This is a genomic window from Armatimonas rosea, from assembly GCF_014202505.1.
Lineage (GTDB): Bacteria > Armatimonadota > Armatimonadia > Armatimonadales > Armatimonadaceae > Armatimonas > Armatimonas rosea.
In genome coordinates this window covers 877,040-895,108 of sequence record NZ_JACHGW010000002.1, presented here as the reverse complement: position 1 = coordinate 895,108, position 18,069 = coordinate 877,040, and the positions used below count along the sequence as shown (strand labels likewise).

The following is an 18,069-nucleotide window of genomic DNA, read 5'->3' as shown; positions in this document are numbered from 1 at the left end:
GCCGAAGGCCTTCCCAGCGGAGTCTGCGACGCTCGTTGACGCCCCGCTCCAACCGGGGCGGCTACGCTCTGACCCGGTAGAGCATCTCGCCGGCCTTGGGGACATAGAGAATCCCCTCATCCTCGCGGTCTTTGTAGTCGTCGATGTTGATCGTGCGCCAGTCGCGGTAGCCGAGGTTAATTTTTTTGCAGACCTCCTCGGGGATTCCCGTGGCGAGGGTGACACGGACACGGGGGGTCTCGACGCCGTTCTCGTAGGTACCGACTCCCTTCACGTGGACACAGTGGGCCATCGTCCCCCAGGGCTCGTCCTTAAATTTGTCCCAGTGCGCCAGGAAGTAGTCGCGGACATGGTAGCCGAGGCGCTCGATATGCTCGCCATGCGTGACGGAGATCTCGTGGATATGGGGGGCGTAGATAATCAGCTCTCCCCCATCGGCGACCACGGGCTCCAGCTTGTACATGCACTTGCCGCCCACCCAGAGCTCATCGTACATAGGCGGGGCGCAAGAGAGAACCGTGTGAAAGGCGCGGGGCATGTAGGTGATATGGAGCTTGTCGCTCAGATCAGAGGCGGCGTCCCAGGCGGCTTCGGGGGAGCCGGCGTAGAGCCCGGCCAGCGCAGTCTTCTCGACCACCATACAGAACGCCGTGCGCGGAGTGGGCACCATGGCGGCGGCACGGTCCACCACCTTGCGCACCGGGGTCCACTTATGGCCGATAATCAGCGGGTTGCTAATCACCGCCCCGAGCCAGTGGAAGAAGTTGAGCACCTCAGGGCCGGAGATACCGGGAAAGAGGTACTTATTGCCGCCCGAGAACCCCACCACCTCATGCGGAAAGACCGGACCGAGGATCAGCAGGCGGTCGTAGTCGTAGATAATCTTGTTGATGCGCACCGGGACGTCCATCGCAAAGAGGCCATCGGAGAGCGCGGCGATCTCGGCGCTGGGGATGGTTCCCAACGACGCCAGCGCATTGGGATCGTCCCAGGCGTGGTTCAAGAACGCCACCGAGCCGTACTGCGCCGTGCGCTGCTCCCGCGTGATCTCCAAGCGCTGGCAGATCTCGTCCTCGGTCATCGGGCGGTGGGTGCCCAGGGCGATCATGATATCCAGGTGCGCTCCAGCGGCGTGGGTCTGGGCGTAGATCTCACGGAAGAGCCAGCCGACCGGGGCGGTGCGGGTGGCATCGGGGACAATGAGGAGCAGGCGCTTGCCGGCGAGCTCCAGGGGGGCCAGGGTCTGCGCGACAATCTGCGCGACCTCGGGCTCGGTGAGGGCGCGGTCGGTGAAGCCTTGGCCAAAGGCGGTCTCGGTCATGATGCCTCTATCATACCGGCTCCCACGGAGACATGGCTCGATTCATCGATCAAGATCAGGCTCCCCATGGTCCGGTTGGCGGTGTAGGCATCCACAAAGAGCGGTGCTGCCAGCCGCAGGCGGACCTGGGCGATGGCATTGGCGGTCAGCGGTCCGTCGGCGGGAGCCTGCTCCAGGGTCTCGATATCCACCACAAAGTCGATCCCGGTCACCATCCCCAGCACTTCCCGGCTCGTGTGGCGCACCCGGTAGCGGGCGTTGAGCCGGAGCGGCGTGGTCGAGAGCCAGCACAGAGTAACGGTCAGCTCCTGCGCTGTCGTCGGTGGCGCGGCGACCGGCGCGAGCAGGTCCCCCCGGCTCAGATCGAGGTCGTCCTTGACCAGCACCGTGACACTGCGCCCCGGCTCCGCGACTTCGAGGGGGCCGTCCATGGTCTCGATTCCCGTAATCTCGGTCTCTAGGCCGCTGGGAAGCGCCACGACACGCTCCCCCACGTGCAAAGGCGCCCCGACCACGCGGCCGGCGTAGCCCCGGTAGTCGGGGAAGTCCGGGCTCTGGGGGCGGATCACATACTGCACCGGGAAGCGCGCGGGGCCAGCTTGCTCGGGAGCGTCCAGGGTCTCCAGAAGCTCTAAGAGTGAGGGCCCCTCGTACCAGGGGAGTCTCTCGGAGCGCTCGACCACGTTGTCGCCGTGGAGCGCGGCCAGGGGCAAGTAGTGCACTTTTGCGGTTGGGGCTAGGTGCGTTGTCACTTCTTCCAGCGCCGATTTCACTCGCTCAAACGCCGCTTGCTCGTAGCCGACTAGGTCCATCTTATTGATCGCAAAGACCAGGTGCGAGAGCCCCAGAAGCGCTGCGAGGTAGGCATGCCGCCGTGTCTGCTCGACCACGCCTTGACGCGCATCCACCAAGATTACCGCAACTTGGGCCGTAGACGCCCCCGTGACCATGTTGCGCGTGTACTGGACGTGGCCCGGCGTGTCGGCGATAATGAAGCTACGGTGCGGGGTGGCGAAGTAGCGGTAGGCCACATCGATCGTGATCCCCTGCTCCCGCTCGGCGCGCAGGCCATCGGTGAGGAGCGCCAGGTTCACCTGCTCCTCGCCGCGCCGCAAAGACGCCCGGTGCAGGGCATCGAGCTGGTCGTCGAAGATCGCCTTGGAGTCGTAGAGCAGGCGGCCGATCAGGGTGGACTTCCCATCATCGACACTCCCCGCGGTGGTGAATCGTAGTAGGTTCATGGGCTAGAAGTACCCCGTGCGCTTGCGGTCTTCCATCGCCGCCTCGGAGCGCTTGTCATCGGCGCGGGTGCCACGCTCGGTGGTGCGGGCGGCGGCGACCTCGGCGACAATCTCCTCAATGGTGGCGGCGGGCGAGTCCACGGCCCCAGTGCAGGTCATGTCCCCAATCGTGCGGAAGCGGACACGGCGCTCGGTGACGGTCTCCTCGGGCAGGCGTGGCAGGATCTCACTAGCAGCCAGCACCATCCCATTGCGCTCAAAGACCGGCCGGGTGTGCGTAAAGTAGAGCGACGGCATGGGGATCTTCTCGCGCTGGATGTAGCGCCAGATGTCCAGCTCAGTCCAGTTCGAGAGCGGAAAGACCCGGAAGTGCTCGCCAGGCGCTTTGTGGCCGTTGAAGAGCTGCCAGAGCTCCGGGCGCTGGTTCTTCGGGTCCCACTGCGAGAAGGCATCCCGGTGGGAGAAGAAGCGCTCCTTGGCCCGCGCCTTTTCTTCATCGCGCCGTGCCCCACCCAGGCAGGCATCGAGGCCCAGCTCCATGATTGCATCGACCAGCGTGACAGTCTGCAGGACATTGCGGCTCGCATGCACCCCGGACTCCTCGGTCACGCGCCCCTGGTCGATGGAGTCTTGGACAGAGCGCACCAGCAAGCGTGCCCCCAACTTCTCCGCCCAGGCATCGCGGTAGGTGAGGGTCTCCTCGAAGTTATGGCCCGTGTCGATATGCAGAAGCACAAACGGAATCCGCGCGGGCCAGAAGGCCTTGCGGGCCAGGTAGCTCAGCACGATCGAGTCCTTGCCGCCGGAGAAGAGCAGCGCGACATTCTCGAACTGCGCCGCCACCTCCCGTAGCACATAGACACTCTCAGACTCTAGCTCATCTAAGTGCGTCACAGCCTCCCCCTCGCCTCCAGAAACGCGACTATCGCCCCCACACTCTCCTCCACACTCTGCCCCTCGCTACTCACCCGAACATCGGGGTTCTCTGGTGCCTCGTAGGGATCGGAGACCCCGGTGAAGTGCGCCAGCTCTCCAGCGAGCGCCTTGGCGTAGAGCCCCTTCACATCGCGGCGTACCAGCTCGGGCAGGCCACAGTCCACGTGCACCTCGACAAAGCCCTCGCCAATCCGCTCCCGCGCCGCCGCCCGCGCCTCGGCGTAGGGCGAGATCGCCGCCACGATCACGTTGACATCGTTGCGTGCCAGCAGCTGCGCCACAAACGCGATTCGCGCGACATTAGTGTCGCGGTCCTCTTTGGAAAACCCCAGCCCCTTGGAGAGGTTCTCGCGCACCGCATCACCATCGAGCACCTCGAGCTTGCTGATGCCGCGCACCCGTAGCGCCTCGGCCAGCCCCCGCGCAACTGTGGTCTTCCCCGCACCACTAAGACCGGTTAGCCAGACCACGAAGCTCCGCCCGACCACCTCTCCCACCCCGGCTTCGCACAGCTCAGCCCCCCCTCCCGGGTACCCTCTGGGTGCTAAAGGCAAGGGAGGGGATTCAGGGGTGGGTCTTAGCCCCTTGCCTTTAGGTGAGGGGTTGGGGAGAGGTAGTTTCATTTCTTATGCCTCGCCAGCAATCGCTTCATAAAGACCTCGTAGCTCAAGCTCAGACCATTCTCCTTGATGGGATCGTGCCCGTTGCGTTGGGCGATTTCTTGGGCGTGCCAGTCCAGCAGCTCTGCGAGAAGTGCCTCACGCACCTCGGGGTGCGTCTCGGCGAGATTGTGTCTCTCGCCGGGGTCGTGCTCCAGGTCGAAGAGCAGAGGCGCAGGGTCGCGGGGCGTGCCGTGGAGGTGCGGCAGGGGCTTTCCGTGCGCGTCGTCGACAATCGGCTGGATGAGCTTCCACTTGAGCGTGCGAATGGCAATCGAAGCCTGCCGCGACGACTCTATGCAGAAAACGCGCTCGCGGCCGGCAAACTCCTCGCCACGCAGGGTGGGCGCGAAGCTCTGCCCCGTGAGCTCGTAGCCCGTCGGCAGCTCCCAGCCACAGAGCGCCGCGAGGCTGGGCAAGATGTCCTCGGTGGAGACCAGGGCATCGGTGCGACCGGGCGCGATGCCGGGAACCTTGGCCATCAGCGCGACATGCGTGACGGCATCGTAGAGGCCGTGGTGGTCGAAGTGAATCTCGCCCTCGCCGAAGGCCTCGCCATGGTCGCTCATGAAGATAAAGACGGTGTCTTCCCAGATTCCAGAGTTCTTGAGATGCGCGATAAGCCGCCCGACTTGCACATCGACATAGGAGATCTCGCCGTCGTAGAGCGCCACGTAGCCCGCGTAGTCGTCGGGTTGCGCGCAGGGCATCTCGCCTAAGAAAGCCTTGTAGTACTCCGGCGCGTGGGCGTAGACCTCGTCCATCGTGTACTCCGCACTGCCAGGGGTGTAGTGCATCGTGTTGTAGGGCGCGGGCGGGCCGTAGGGCGTGTGTGGGTCCCAGAGGTGGCAGTAGAGAAAGAACGGCACTTGCTTGTCTTGCTCATCAATAAACTGGATCGCCCGGTCGATCAGCTGCTCGCTCTGGTTGGTGAAGGGGGCGTAGAGAAAGCCGGAGTAGTGGTCAAAGCCCCGCGCGAACCACGTCCCCTTGCCGCCGCCTTGAATCACCAAGTTGTCGATCCCGATAGTGGTCCAGCCCGCCTTTTGCGCGAGCTGCGGCAGGGTCTGGACACGTGCCGCCACCCGCTGCTTCTCCCCGATATGCGCGACAATCCCGTGCCGCAGGGGATGGAGCCCGGTGAGCATGGTGGTAAACGACGGCATGGTCGGGATGCCCGCCGCAATCGCCTGCTCAAAGACGACCGACTCGGCCGCCAGCGCATCGATCTGCGGCGACGTGTTTTTACCATAGCCGTAGCACCCGAGGTGGTCGGGCCGCAGGGTGTCTATGGCTAAGAGAACGATGTTCATAGCTTCCCCCCTAGCCCCCGCCCGGCGGGGGGAATAAGAGGATTCCTTCCTTATTGTCCCCCCGCTTGCGGGGGTTAGGGGGCAGCGGGCTTCTCCACATACCCGTGGAGCGGCTTACCCGACTTCTGGTCGGTGGCGGAGTTGAGCTCCTCCGGTTTGGGGATATTGGCGGCCTCTTTTGCCTTACGCAGGTGCAGCGGTGTCGCCCCCGCGCCGGGGGTCTCGCCCTCGATGGGGGTGCCGATCTTGCTCCCACAGCGCCCTTGCACCGGAACGGGGTCCTCCGTGCGGCCGGTCTCCGCAAGGCGCTTGGCGACCCAGGCATCCAGGCGTCCCTTCAGCTCCGCCACAATCTCCGGGTGCGTCTCGGCGAGGTTGACTTGCTCGGTGGGGTCGGCCTCTAGGTCGAAGAGCTCTTGCAGGGGGCGGCCGTGCGGGTCGGGCTCGAACGAGTGGATAAACTTCCACTTGTTGTTGCGGTACGCACGCTTCACCTCCCAAGTCGCCTCCGAGAGGAATAGCTCGTCGTAGTTGCCGTCGCGCTCCCCGAAGATGCAGGGCAGCAGGCTCTTGCCTTCGAGCTTCTCGGTATCCGGGATTCCAGCCAGCTCGAAGAAGGTCGGCAGGTAGTCCAGGTTCTGCACAAAGCCCGGGACACGCTTGCCGGCAGGGAGCTTGCCGGGCCAGATCAGGATCAGCGGGATATGGACATTGCCCTCGTAGAGCCCGTGGTGGTCGTAGAAGCCCAGCTGCTCGTCGAGAATCTCCCCATGGTCGGCGGTAATCACGATCAGGGTGTCGTCCTTGATGGGCTCGATGGCCGCAAAGAGCCGCCGTAGCTGCCAGTCCATGTAGGCCGTCTCCGCATCGTAGAGCGCGTTGACATAGCTGCTATCCGTGACCCCCGGCATCCAGTCATGGAAGTACCACTGGAACATCTCGTCGTTCCAGGCCTTGTCCATGGAGTGGTTGTTCACATCATACGGATCGGCGCCCTCGGGGTAGAACATCGTCCGAAAGTCCGCAGGTGGAAGATAGGGTGTGTGCGGGTCCCAGTAGTGCAGAAAGAGAAAGAAGGGCTTCTCTTTATCGGCCTTCAGCTCGGCGAGAACCGGTAGCGCCGCATCGGTGATATGCTCAGCGCGACGCAGGGTGAGCGGGTCGGAGCGATCCCACTGGGGCGAGATGTAGGTATCGAAGCCGCGATTAAAGTGCCGCCCCATCGTGTCGATCGCTGCGGTGTTCCAGCCGTGCTCTTTGAGAATCTCGGGCAGGAGGCGCACGCCTTCCTCAATCGGGACGCGCCCTCCAATATTGACAATATTGTGGGTGATGGCCTCCTTGCCCGTGAGCATGGTCGTAAACGACGGGTGGGTCGGGATATTGGGCGCGTAGCAGCGCTCAAAGACCACGCCCTGGGCAGCAAGGGCATCGATAATCGGCGATGTGTTTTTTTCGTAGCCGTAGCAGCCGAGGTGGTCGGCGCGCTGAGTGTCGAGTGCGATAAAGACAATGTTCATGAGTTTGTATCCAGACATCCCTCCCAGCATCCCTCCCCCCGGCCCCCTCCCTTCGCTCTGTTTCCCGCTTCGCGGGGACGAAGGGAGGGGGAGTTAGAGGGGGTGGGTTCTCCCTCGGCACCCCCTCTCCTCCCGACGAAGGAGGAAAAGAGGGAGAGGGGGTCGCAGGGGCCCCACTTGTGGGGTATGCGGGGGGAGTGCCCCGCTACCGCGCCCCACACGCTTGCAGACAGGCCTGCATATGCCCCCGTGCCTCCGCAGCGATAATGGCGCACTGCACGAGCGAGTACTCCTTCGCCCCGATCACCTCTAGATCGACCGGCCCCGTATAGCCGCTCTCGTGGAGGACTCGGATGTAGCCCAGCAGGTCGATATCGCCGCGGCCATTGGCCTGCTGCTCGGGCTTGCCAGGGTTCTGCTGGCGGCCCTTGCAGTCGCGGATATGGACGTGCTTGACGCGGGAAATCACCGCACCGATCGCCTCAACCGGGTTCTCTTGCCCACGGTGGATATGCGACGGGTCCATATCAATACCAAACGCGGGCGACGTGATCGCCTCCATGAGCTGGAGGGTCGTGGGCGTGTTCCAGATCGCCGCCCCGACGTGGGCTTTTACGCAGAGCGTCACGCCGTATTTTTCGGCCATCGTCGCCAGCGCTCCCAGCGAGTCGATAGATTTTTGCAGGCTCTCATCGTCGCTGGTCTTGCCGCCGGGGCCACAGTTGACAATCGGAATCCCGATCTCCACGGCGGCCTGAAACGCCTTCTCCATCTTCACGGCGTCTTGCGACGGCTGCTCCATCGCCAGCAGCTCCAGCCCAAACTCCGTCGAGAGCGCCTTGATCTCGCCTGCCACTTCCTGCCAGCGATCCAGCACCAAGTGCTCGCTCATGCCATCGATTGCGGAGAGCTCGATCCCATCGTAGCCCGCCCGCGCGATCTGCTCGAACGCCTCGCGCATCGAGAAGCCGCCAAATAAAACCGAATTCGCGCCAAGTTTCATAATCACTCCTCCCCCCTAGCCCCCGCCCAGCGGGGGGAATAAGAGGAATCTCTTTCCAAATTGTCCCCCCGCCGGGCGGGGGTTAGGGGGTGAGGTTACACCGTCACCACTGTCCCTGTGTTGAGCGACTCAATCGCCGCCTGTAAGACTCTCTGCGCCGCGAGGCCATCCGCCCCGGAGCCGTCGATCGCCTCGGGAGCGACCCCCTCCTCGACCTCGCGGACAAACGTGTGGATGCGGTCCTTGAACGTGTCCGTGAAGCTCTCAAAGCCCCCAAAGAGCGGGTTGGTGTAGACCAGCTTCTCCGGGTTGCCCGCCGGAAAGAGTGTGGCCTCGCGGTACATGTCGTCGATCACCAGCCGCCCACCGGTTCCTGCGACCTCGCAGCGCTCCATCGGGTGGCCGCGTTCGATATCGTAGGAGCCGGTGAGCCCCCCCACGACGCCGTTCTTGAACTGCATCGAGAAGTGCGCCGTAGTCCAGATCTTTCGGCCCGGCGCGACGGTCGCAAAGCACTGTACTTTCTCCACATCGCCGCAGAAGTGCCGCATGACGTCGACCGTGTGGGGGTGTAGTGCCTTGATCTGAAAGTAGGGCGAGCTCTCGGTCGGGTTTAGGATCCACATGCTCATGTTGATAAAGAGCAGGTGCCCCAGCCGCCCCTCGTTCTGCCACTTCTTCGCGATCCGCGCCGCCGGGGTGAAGCGATGGTTCAGGTTGATGCCGTAGCAGAGCTTCTTCTCTTTGGCGAGGGCCACCATCTCCTCCGCCTCGGAGATCGTGTTGGAGATGGGTTTCTCGCCCAGCACATGACAGCCTGCCGCCAGCGCCTGCATGGTCGGCGCGTAGTGGTCGCTACCGTACTCGTAGCCGCCCGTTGCGACACTCACGATATCGGGCTGGAGCGCGGCCAGCATCGCGTCTACATCATAGAACGCAGGCACACCGAGGCGCGCCGCGCCGGCATCCGCCCGCGCCCGATCTTTGTCACAGACCCCAACCAGCTCCGCGAGCGGGCTCAGCTTGTACATATCAGCATGGCGGTTTCCAATCACCCCCATGCCGACCACACAGACTCGTTGCATACAGTCTCCAACCTCTCCCCTACCCCCTCTCCCGGGCGTTCGTACCTCACTGGGAAAGGGGAAAATCCACCCAGAAACTCCCTCCTTTCCCACGCCCAGAGGGCACCCGGAAGGAGCGCCCGCACCCAGAGGGTACCCGGGAGGGTTGGGGAGGAGAGGTTAAATCGTCACCACCGTCCCGGTCTCCCAGGACTCGATAATGGCCTCGATGATCTTCTGCACGTGGAGCGCGTCGGCTCCTGAGGCGTCGATCTCCTCTGGCGCATCCCCGGCGATATTCTGCTCCACCCACTTCCCGATTCGGCTGGGGAAGGTCTCGTTGAAGCCCATCATCCCGCCCAGGTAGTCGTAGGTCTCGGTCTGGCGGGAGCGGCGTGGGTAGAAAGTGAGATGCTCGCAGGCATCGACCAGCACAAAGCGTCCCTCAGAGCCGACCACTTCTAGGGTTTCGAGGCCATAGCTTCCGCCCGCATCGTAGCTGCCCGTCAGGTGCCCGATCGTCCCGTTCTTAAAGAGCAGGTTCGCCTGCACATTGGACCAGCAGACACGGCGGCCATCGGGGCCGTCGGCCTTGGGGCCACGCTTGAAGAACGCCTGCACTTTTTCCACATCGCCGCCAAAGAAGCGCATCACATCGAGGGAGTGCGGGTGCAAGGCGCGGATATGGAACCAGGGCGATGTCTCATTGGGGTTGTTGATCCACATCGTCATGTTGATGATATTGACCTCACCCAGCCTCCCTTCGTTGATCCACTCCTTGGCGCGGAGCGCCGCAGGCGTGAACCGGTGGTTGAGGTTGATGCCATAGCGCAGGTTCTTCTCCTTGGCCAGCGCGACCATCTCCTCGGCCTTGTCGATCTCGTTGGAGATCGGCTTCTCGCCCAGCACGGGAATCCCCGCCGCCAGGATCTCCATGGTCGGGGTGTAGTGATCGCCACCGTTCTCTTTCCCCGCCGAGCAGACACTCACCGCATCGATCTGAATCCCACTCGCCAGCATGTCCGCGATGGAGTAGAACCCCGGGCAGCCGTACTTCTCAGCCGCCTTATCGGTGCGCTCCTGAATAATGTCACAGACCGCGACTAGCTCGCAGTCTTCCCGCTTCATATAGACACCCGCGTGGGTATTGCCAATTCCACCAAGGCCAACTACGGCCACTCTTAAGCTCATGATTTATTTCCTACCCCCCATCCCCCGCCCGGCGGGGGGGATAAGAGGATTTTTCCTTATTGTCCCCCCGCCGGGCGGGGGTTAGGGGGCCGACTTATTTCCCCTGCAGCTTCGCCGCCTGCCCTGGATCGCCGATATGCATCGTGTCGTAGGCTTGCTGGCTCGATGTGAACGGGCCGACTCCCGTATGCCCATGCCAGTCGCCCTGGGTGTGGATCGGGTTGGTCAGGCCCGTCTCCGCCTCGCGCTTGACGATCCAGGCATCCATGCGCGCCTTGAGATGCGCCACCACCTCGGGCTCGCTCTCCGCCAGGTTGTTGTTCTCGTCGGGGTCCTGGATCAGGTTGTAGAGCTCGATCTCCGGCTTGAAGTGGAAGTCCGGCTCCAGCGCGACAATCAGCTTCCACTCCGGGGTGCGCCAGCCGTGCTTGCGCATCCAGGTGCACTCTGTGATGTAGATCTCGCTCTCGTGGGAAACTTCGTCACCGGAGATCAGCGGGAGGACACTGTTGCCATCGAAGCTGCGCTCGGTCTCGATCCCCGCCAGCTCCAGAACGGTGGGCACCAGGTCCTTGTGCTGCGTGTAGCCCGCAACCCGCTTGCCCGCCGGAACCTTGCCCGGATAGCGGATGATCAGCGGCACATGGAGGGTCGTGTCGTAGATTCCGTGGTGATCGAACCAGCACTCGTGGTCGTAGAGCGTCTCGCCGTGGTCGCCGTTGAGAATGATTAGGGTCTCGTCGTAGATACCGTGGGCTTCCAGCGCCGTGAAGATCGTCTGGATGCAAGCGTCCATGTAGGCGATTGCGCCGTCGTACTGCGCGATGACGTAGTCCTTGTCGGAGATTCCCGGCGGCATCCAGCTGGCGAAGAAGTCGCAGAAGGGCTTGAAGCTCATCACCGGGTCCATCGAGCGGTTGTTCGGGTCGGACTCGTTGCCGTGGTAGAACATCCGCTCGTAGGGCGCGGGCGGCAGGTACGGCGCGTGCGGGTCCATGTGGCGCAGGAAGAGAAAGAACGGCGCGTCGCCTTTTACCAGCTCGTCCAGCTCCGGGATAGCGACCTGGTTGAGGTTCTCGGCCTTGGGGCTACGGCCCTCGTTCCAACTTCCCCAACCGGCGAAGTTGAGGTACTTGTCGAAGCCACGGGCGCTCGGGTTGCCGCTAAACCCGACACAGGTCGTGGTGTAGCCCGCCTCTTTAAGCAGCTCGGCCAGGGTCGGGACTTCCTCACGCAGCGGACCTTTGTGGCGTAGCGCGACCACTTGCGTCGTGAAGACATCCTGCCCCGTCAGCATCGAGCCGTAGGCGCTGGTGGTCGGGATATGGGCGCTGATATTGTGCTCAAACAGTGTTCCCTGGGAAGCGAAGCGATCCAGGTGCGGGGTCGTGTTTCGGTGGTAGCCGTAGCAGCTCATGTGGTCGGCCCGCAGCGAGTCCACCGCAAGCAAGACAATATTGGGATGTTTTTTCATGCGTTACGTCCTTTCGTCGGGGCCTGAAAGTCCCCGCCTATGCCGCCTTCGGCGAAGCGGGCCGAGCCCGCGAATTGGTATTGTTTACTCATTCTCAGCTCGATTCACGAGGAATGCCGTAAAAGAGGGGGCGCAGTTCAGATTCTTAAAGGCACCTCGCTGATTCAATTCGTCTAGAACTTGTTGCATCGCAAAAGTGTATTCACTGGCTCGTTGTTCTTCAGGTGACATATCTAGGTACTCATAGTAAGCAACTTTATCGAGACCTGCTTCTTCCGTGAGATGAGCAAAGCCTTGGTACTTCCAGTCACCCGGATTTTTCCAAAGTTGCTCACGAAAGCCGTCTGCTTCATAAAAAGGACGAAACTCATCAGATGCCGTCTCAGTGTAGTAGTGCAGTTTTTCCTCAAAGAAAAATTCCGTATTGAGGCAGAGAAGCTGGCCATCTATTGCAAATGCACAAAAAGTTTCCTCTGGGTGTGCAGCCGCAAACGCGTTGATTTTTTCCTCGATAAAAGCCACCAGAACTTCACAATTCAACATTATTTGGCTCCTACGAACAGACATTCTCTGCGCGGGCTCGGCCCGCTTCGCCGAAGGCGGCCTAGACGGGGCCTTTCCGGCCCCGGACAAATCGGCCCCGGCAAAAACGGCCGCATCATAGCGCCACCCGCCGCCCCTCACGGGCGCTTTCGTAGGCGGCGAGGCACATCTCGGCGCTGATTTTGCCATCGCGGACTGTGATGCTGGGGGGATTGCCTGCCTTGAGGTTGTCGAGAAAGGGGCGCGGGATCGCGGCGAGGCGCTCGCCGTGGTTGGGGGGCAGGGGGCAGTCGAATGTCTCCCACTTGCCCGTGCTCTTGCGGAAGAGCTTCAGCGCGACCGCGTTCTCCGGCGCGTGGCCCACAGAGACGCCATCGTCGTAGTTCTGGATAATCACGCCCTCATCGCCGTAGATCTCGCAGGTGTTCTCGCTCGCCAGGGTCACGGAGCTATTGAAGAGCACGCCCATCGTCCCGGACTCCCAGCGGTAGAGCGCGATCCCGGTGTCGTCGGGGGCGACGGAGGTGAGGATATTGTCGATCTCGGCCATGACACTCACAGGCTTTCCGAGCAGCCAGTAGAGGAAGTCGGCGGCGTGGACGGCATCGTCGAAGAACATCCCGACATTGGCGACCGGGTCGATGTGCCAGGCGCTCGGGCCGGTGGCGATGGTCGGATTGAACAAAAAATTGATGCAGTGCCGCCGCCGCAGGGAGCCGATACGCCCCACCGCGCCCTCATCGAGCCACTTCTTGATCTGCTGGTTCAGCGGGTCGCAGCGCATCTGGAAGGCCATCTGAAAGTGCACGCCCGACCTCTCGACCGCCTCGATCATCCGGTCGCAGTCCGCCAGCGTGGTCGCCATAGGCTTCTGGCAGAGAATGTGCTTGCCCGCCGCCGCCGCCGCAACCGTCAAGTCCGCGTGCTTGTTGGTCTCGCTGGTGATGATCACGGCGTCGATATCGGTGCGATTGACCAGCGCCTCGTAGCTCTCGACAAACTCCATCCCGTAGCGCTCTGCGGCCTCACGCCCCCGCGCCTCGTTGTCGTCCCAGCACGCCACCAAGACGGCATCGTCGAAGGTCTTGATCTTGTTGCAGTAGGCATGGATGTGCCCATGCGCAAAACTCAATACACCGAGTCTTATTTTTTCCATCGTTGTCCTACGCGCCATTGCATCCGGCAGTCCTCGACGGTAAACGTCGGGCTATGGGGCACGTGCGTGCCGCCTCGCTTCGCTCGGAAATTTACCGACGAGGCATGAGGAGGCGGCCGAAGGCTCCATAGCGGGACGATCTCCGTCCACGCTCTTCCATGCGGGAACTTGTTTCCAGAGTTGTACCCGAAATCCACGGGAGGACGTTAGGCCGTTGCTGTCGAAAATATAGGACAATCTTGACTTCTGCTCCACGACGCATCTTTGGTCGCCAGATTTTCGGCACCGGGCCGCTGACGATCTATGTCCACCGGCATCTCTTCACGGGGACACTCGCGCCGCACGACCACGACTTCCTCGAAGCGGTGCTGATCCTGGGCGGCACGGGGACCCACCACACAGCTCAGGGAGATACCGCACTTCTGCCAGGCCATGTCCTCTTCCTACGTCCCGGCACCTGGCACGCCTATCTGGATTGTGAGGACCTCGACTACATCAACTGCTGCTTCGGTGCCGAGCTCCTGCGCGGTGTCCTCGACGAGCCGCTACTCACACGCGCGGCCAGCACGGTGCTCCAGCCAGACGATCTTGACTTCTGCGTACGCACCTTGGAGAGTATCGAGCGCTCCCAGAGCGGCCTGGAGCGCCTCGGCTACCTGCTGGTCTTCCTCGCCCGCCTCGCCGAGCAAGTCCCCCCCGAGACCGTCGCTCACCTCCCGCATCCCAGCACCGCGCTAATCAAATCGCACCTTGAAGACACCCTTGCGCGCCCCTGGACCCTCACTGAGCTCGCCGCGCTCGCCTGCCTGGAGCCCACTTACTTCGTCCGCCGCTTCCGCACCGACACGGGCCTGCCGCCCATGGCCTGGCTCGCCAAGCTGCGCGCCGAGCGCGCCGCCACACTGCTCCTCCAGACCAACCTCTCCATCCAAGAGATCGGCGAGCGTGTCGGCTGGAGCGACCTGAGCTACTTCGCCCGCCGCTTCCGCGCCCACTTCGGCTGTAGCCCCAGCGCCTACCGCATTCGTCTCGGGCAAGCCAACGCCACCAGCGCCGGTCTGGCCTACACCCGCTAGGAGTTCTCCATGGTTGGTTCTATGCGTTCCAGAACTTCGATCCAATCGTTAGAAACGGGTCCCCACTCTGGCTCAGTATCGTGCCACTCTCGGGTGCGTGGATTGAACCAACATCGCCGAAAGTCATTGCCTGCTCCATCTATTAGCCAACCATATTTATACTGGTGAGGCATATAAAAGACGTACACAGAAGGCAGAGATCTGTTGGGCTGTAGCCCTTGTAAGCAATGGGCGGTATGCCAAAAATCTCCCTCAAAAGGCATCAAGGCAATATCTTCCGGGAGGCGATTGAGGAGTACCGTAAATGTCTTCAGGCTCTCTAGCCAAATACGGCTCACATCCAACTGGGTCTGAAGATTTCCTATCCCAAGGACTGATGAAGTGGATAGACAGAAGAGGCTAACTAGACAGTTTTTGCGAATGCGATTCTCTGGTGTCTTATCATAGAAGGCATCATCCAGTGTCCAGTGATCGGGAAGTTCGCCAATTTCCCACTCGTCGTCTGGGTTACCCCATTCGATTTCCTGTGCATCGTTTTCAGGCATCAGTCATATTCTTAAAAAGCCGAGCGATAGGAAACGTGAAGCCGGGTAGCATTTCGCCGCCGTCAAAAATGCTCTCGCGGGTGAGAATTTCGGGGTCGGTGTTGGGGCGATAGACGGTGAGGACTTGCTTGGCAGGATTCAGCTCCAGCACGACCTCCACGCCTGCCTCTAGCCACTCGCGCACCTTGACGGAAACCTCCCGCGCCCGGTCGTTGGGCGAGCGGGTCTCCAGCACCAGATTAGGAACGGCGCGGACATAGCCACCAGGAAGCTCGTCGGGGAGCCGGGCGTGGGAGACAAAAGCAAAATCCGGGGCGAGCACGGTATCCGGGTTCTGCGCGATCAGAAACCCCGTCTCGGCAGCGAAGCACCTCCCAAGCTGATTGTCCTCGACAAAGACCTGGACGCGTGCGGAGAAGATTGCAGTGAGATTGCCGTGTAGGGCACCAGCGGGCATGTTCAAGCTCCTGAGCTTCCCCCGGATCAGCTCGTAGTGCCAGTCGCTGGGAAACGCAAAAAGCTCCTCTGCGGTATAGGTCTGCCGGAGGTCAGGGGTATCGGTACTCGGTAGTTGAAGCGCGACTGCCATAACTTGCTCACTCCTGCAATATTCTACCAACCGGAAAGCTACTTCCAAATAAGTGTGAGTGCTGCGCCCGCAGGAACCTTCACCGTGGTGGCGCGGCTCTGGTGGCGTAGGGTGAAGCGGGTCTCTTTCTCGGCGCAGCAGGCGAGGACATGCTGGCCGTCGGGGCGGATGAAGGCGGCGGCGGGGAGCTCGGGGAGGGGCGTGGAGGCGAGATGGTGCGAGCCCGGCGGGACGAAGCGTCCGAGGTGCCCGAAGGCATAGAACTCCTCATTTTTCGTGATCTGGCCGGTCTTGCGGTCCAGGGTGACGATCCCCCGGCAGTCTTTGCAGCCGCCGTTTTGCGGGCCGTGGTGTTCATCGAGCACTAGGTTCCATTTCAGCACCGAGCGCGCCCCGTAGCGCACCGAGCCGAGGAGCAGGTTGGTCAGGTCCCAGCGGATATTGCCCCCGAAGTCCTTGGCCCAGTCGCCGCCGGAGCTCTCGGTGAAGTGAATCTCTTTCTCGGGGTAGGCAGCCTGGATTTTAGCCTGCGCGCTGACCTCGCCGCCGTAGCCGTGGAACGCGACTCCCGTGGTGAAGGCACGTGCTTTGTCGTCGGCGAGGACGGCCAAGGGAAAGTCGATCCCATCCCAGTTATGGTCCCAGCAGAGAATCTTCGTGGGGAGGCTGGCTTGCTTCAGCGCTGGCCCGAGGTGCTCCCCGATAAAGCGGGCCTGGTCGGCGGGTTCCATGCGTAGCGACGGGTAGCTGGTGCTCTCGTGGCGCGGCTCGTTCTGGGGCGTGAGGTAGTCGAAGGCGATCCCCTCAGCAGCCATGGCCTTGAGGTACTTGACCAGGTACTGTGCGTAGGTGCCGTAGTGCGCCCACTCCAGCCAGCCGCCGTTGAGGCTCTTGCCGGTCTTCATCCACGCCGGGGCGGTCCAGGGCGAGGCGATCAGGGTGAGCTTGGGCTGGATTTTCTTGATCTCTTTGAGCAAGGGAACCAGAAAGCGCTTCTCCCGCTCGATCGTGAACGCCGCCAAGGTCGGGTCGGGCGTGTCGCAGTAGGTATAGCTGCCGTCGTGGTTGAAGTCCGACGCCCCCACGCAGACGCGCAGCACCGCAAAGCCATTGCCGGTCTTACTGTCGAAGAGCGCCTTGAGAGTGGCTTGCCGTATCTTGGCATCCATCGCCTGCATCAGCAGCCACGCCGACGAGTCCGTGAGCGCGGCCCCGACTCCCAGAAACGGCTGGAGCCTGCGCTCGCTCTCCACCACAAGCTCGGGGAGCCCCGTAACGCCACCGTCCCAGCGCAGCGACGGCAGCTTGGTCAGCAAGTTCTTCTTATCCGGCGTCGTCAGAAAAGCATCCATGCCCTATTGTAGCCGAATCAGAAACCGCCCTAGGTGTCTTGCTTGAGCACGTAGGACTTGTAGATCGACATGCCAAGCAGCAGCAGCCACCAGGAATTGAGCAGGAGCGCCCCCAGAAACAGCCCCATCGCCTGCGCCGGAGCGTGCCGAAGCCGGCGGAACGCCAGCACGACCAGCCAGAGCCCCACCAGAAGGGTCAGCAATGCAATCAGACTCATCTCACCTGTCCTTTCGTCCCCGCCCGTGCCCGTAGCTCCGCGCCGGTGTGCAGGCCATCGAGCACCAGAAACGCTAGCCACCACGCATTAAAGCACACCCCCAATAGGATCAACAAGACCCCCTGCTGTCGCGCCGTCTTGAGGCGACGCATGCCCAGCCACACCAGAAACCCACCGACAATCAAGCAAAAAACAAAAAGGCGGGCCATGTTATTGGCCCGCCACAGCTCGCTGCTTTAGATTTTCCGCTTCCCCTTGCCGCTTCCAGTAAGTATTTTCTTCCGAGAGCGCAAAGAAGCCAAACCGCCACTGCTGACGAGAAGTGCTCCCCGTGGGGCCACACGCGACCATGCCTTCGGGACGAAAGCCCCATTCTGCAAGGGGCAACCACTTCCAGTGGCGCTCGTAGCTACGGACGATAGTGCCCTCAGTTCTTTCCCAGCGTGTGGGAGGAAACGCCACAGCCGCAACCACGCTCAGAATCACGCTCACAGCTGCAAGGGACAACGCTATTTTTTTGAACATCATCGTTTCTTTCCCTCCATGCGCTGTTTCATCCACTCGCGCTCTTGCGCCGTCACAATCCAAGTCCCCTGGGCTTCGGAGAGTGCAAAGAATCCAAAACGCCAGTATTGAACAGTCTCCCCCCCATTGGGACCGCACCCTTTGACGAACATCGGGACCACACCCCACTCCGAAAGGGGCAGAAGTTCCCACTGACGATCATATGTCCTCGTCGTTTGCTTCTGGCTATCGCCTTCGACTTTTTTCCAGTGCATGGGAGGAAACGCCACGACCGCAACCACGATAAGGATCACGCTCACAGCAGCAATAAACAAAACCACCTTCTTGAGCACAGCAACTCCTC

Annotated in this window: 20 protein-coding genes; 1 reads left to right on the top strand and 19 read right to left on the bottom strand. The window is 62.0% G+C overall.

From position 1 onward, the window contains the following. Positions 1-61: 61 nt before the first annotated feature. The 12 genes from HNQ39_RS11965 to HNQ39_RS11910 all read right to left on the bottom strand — a co-directional run bounded on the left by HNQ39_RS11965 (position 62) and on the right by HNQ39_RS11910 (position 13,397). On the bottom strand, positions 62-1,321 hold the full coding sequence (locus HNQ39_RS11965) for a lactate racemase domain-containing protein (protein WP_184195934.1): 1,260 nt from the start codon (positions 1,319-1,321) through the stop codon (positions 62-64). Then, a complete protein-coding gene (locus HNQ39_RS11960) occupies positions 1,318-2,562 on the bottom strand; it encodes a sulfate adenylyltransferase subunit 1 (protein ID WP_184195931.1) in 1,245 nt (414 codons plus the stop codon). Before HNQ39_RS11960 ends, HNQ39_RS11965 begins: the two co-directional genes overlap by 4 nt. A gap of 3 nt (positions 2,563-2,565) precedes the next feature. Further along, positions 2,566-3,456: a sulfate adenylyltransferase subunit CysD gene (gene cysD, locus HNQ39_RS11955; RefSeq protein WP_184195928.1), complete on the bottom strand. Its 891-nt coding sequence runs from the start codon at positions 3,454-3,456 to the stop codon at positions 2,566-2,568. After that, positions 3,453-3,995, bottom strand: a complete 543-nt coding sequence (cysC, locus tag HNQ39_RS11950; protein ID WP_221289959.1) for an adenylyl-sulfate kinase — start codon at positions 3,993-3,995, stop codon at positions 3,453-3,455. Before cysC ends, cysD begins: the two co-directional genes overlap by 4 nt. 122 nt (positions 3,996-4,117) lie before the next feature. After that, on the bottom strand, positions 4,118-5,470 hold the full coding sequence (locus HNQ39_RS11945; protein WP_184195921.1) for a sulfatase family protein: 1,353 nt from the start codon (positions 5,468-5,470) through the stop codon (positions 4,118-4,120). Between the two features lie 74 nt (positions 5,471-5,544). Continuing rightward, positions 5,545-6,990 (bottom strand): sulfatase family protein, encoded by a 1,446-nt coding sequence (locus tag HNQ39_RS11940; RefSeq protein WP_221289957.1) that lies wholly within the window; start codon positions 6,988-6,990, stop codon positions 5,545-5,547. Positions 6,991-7,195: 205 nt separating this feature from the next. Further along, positions 7,196-7,993, bottom strand: a complete 798-nt coding sequence (locus HNQ39_RS11935) for a sugar phosphate isomerase/epimerase family protein (RefSeq protein WP_184195915.1) — start codon at positions 7,991-7,993, stop codon at positions 7,196-7,198. Between the two features lie 95 nt (positions 7,994-8,088). Continuing rightward, entirely contained in the window at positions 8,089-9,078 is a 990-nt protein-coding gene (locus HNQ39_RS11930; RefSeq protein WP_184195912.1) for a Gfo/Idh/MocA family protein, read from the bottom strand. Between the two features lie 159 nt (positions 9,079-9,237). Next, positions 9,238-10,248 (bottom strand): Gfo/Idh/MocA family protein, encoded by a 1,011-nt coding sequence (locus HNQ39_RS11925; protein ID WP_184195909.1) that lies wholly within the window; start codon positions 10,246-10,248, stop codon positions 9,238-9,240. A 94-nt stretch (positions 10,249-10,342) separates the two neighbouring features. Continuing rightward, positions 10,343-11,722, bottom strand: coding sequence for a sulfatase family protein (locus HNQ39_RS11920; RefSeq protein ID WP_184195906.1), 1,380 nt, complete (start codon positions 11,720-11,722; stop codon positions 10,343-10,345). 84 nt (positions 11,723-11,806) lie between these two features. Next, complete coding sequence (locus HNQ39_RS11915; protein WP_184195903.1) at positions 11,807-12,265, bottom strand: DUF4303 domain-containing protein; 459 nt, start codon at positions 12,263-12,265, stop codon at positions 11,807-11,809. A gap of 115 nt (positions 12,266-12,380) precedes the next feature. Further along, positions 12,381-13,397 carry a Gfo/Idh/MocA family protein gene (locus HNQ39_RS11910; protein ID WP_221289955.1) on the bottom strand — a complete coding sequence of 339 codons (1,017 nt, stop codon included), beginning with the start codon at positions 13,395-13,397 and terminating at the stop codon, positions 12,381-12,383. 263 nt (positions 13,398-13,660) lie between these two features. Between HNQ39_RS11910 and HNQ39_RS11905 the strand changes: the two genes are divergently transcribed. Further along, positions 13,661-14,497 carry a helix-turn-helix transcriptional regulator gene (locus HNQ39_RS11905; RefSeq protein WP_184195897.1) on the top strand — a complete coding sequence of 279 codons (837 nt, stop codon included), beginning with the start codon at positions 13,661-13,663 and terminating at the stop codon, positions 14,495-14,497. On the opposite strand, the gene HNQ39_RS11900 is transcribed toward HNQ39_RS11905, so the two are convergent. Genes HNQ39_RS11900 through HNQ39_RS11870 form a run of 7 tightly spaced genes read right to left on the bottom strand, consistent with a single transcriptional unit; the run spans position 14,494 to position 18,058 of the window. Beyond that, on the bottom strand, positions 14,494-15,042 hold the full coding sequence (locus HNQ39_RS11900) for a hypothetical protein (RefSeq protein WP_184195894.1): 549 nt from the start codon (positions 15,040-15,042) through the stop codon (positions 14,494-14,496). The genes HNQ39_RS11905 and HNQ39_RS11900 overlap by 4 nt on opposite strands. Then, the gene (locus HNQ39_RS11895; protein ID WP_184195891.1) at positions 15,035-15,631 is read right to left on the bottom strand and encodes a Uma2 family endonuclease; all 597 of its coding nucleotides are present in this window, start codon (positions 15,629-15,631) and stop codon (positions 15,035-15,037) included. The genes HNQ39_RS11900 and HNQ39_RS11895 overlap by 8 nt, the downstream gene beginning before the upstream one ends. 38 nt (positions 15,632-15,669) lie before the next feature. After that, complete coding sequence (locus HNQ39_RS11890) at positions 15,670-16,983, bottom strand: glycoside hydrolase family 30 protein (protein ID WP_184195888.1); 1,314 nt, start codon at positions 16,981-16,983, stop codon at positions 15,670-15,672. Between the two features lie 29 nt (positions 16,984-17,012). Continuing rightward, on the bottom strand, positions 17,013-17,201 hold the full coding sequence (locus tag HNQ39_RS11885; protein ID WP_184195885.1) for a hypothetical protein: 189 nt from the start codon (positions 17,199-17,201) through the stop codon (positions 17,013-17,015). Next, complete coding sequence (locus HNQ39_RS11880) at positions 17,198-17,410, bottom strand: hypothetical protein (protein WP_184195882.1); 213 nt, start codon at positions 17,408-17,410, stop codon at positions 17,198-17,200. Before HNQ39_RS11880 ends, HNQ39_RS11885 begins: the two co-directional genes overlap by 4 nt. Position 17,411: 1 nt before the next feature. Continuing rightward, positions 17,412-17,708, bottom strand: coding sequence for a hypothetical protein (locus tag HNQ39_RS11875; protein ID WP_184195879.1), 297 nt, complete (start codon positions 17,706-17,708; stop codon positions 17,412-17,414). Between the two features lie 17 nt (positions 17,709-17,725). Next, on the bottom strand, positions 17,726-18,058 hold the full coding sequence (locus HNQ39_RS11870; RefSeq protein ID WP_184195876.1) for a hypothetical protein: 333 nt from the start codon (positions 18,056-18,058) through the stop codon (positions 17,726-17,728). Between the last annotated feature and the right edge of the window lie 11 nt (positions 18,059-18,069).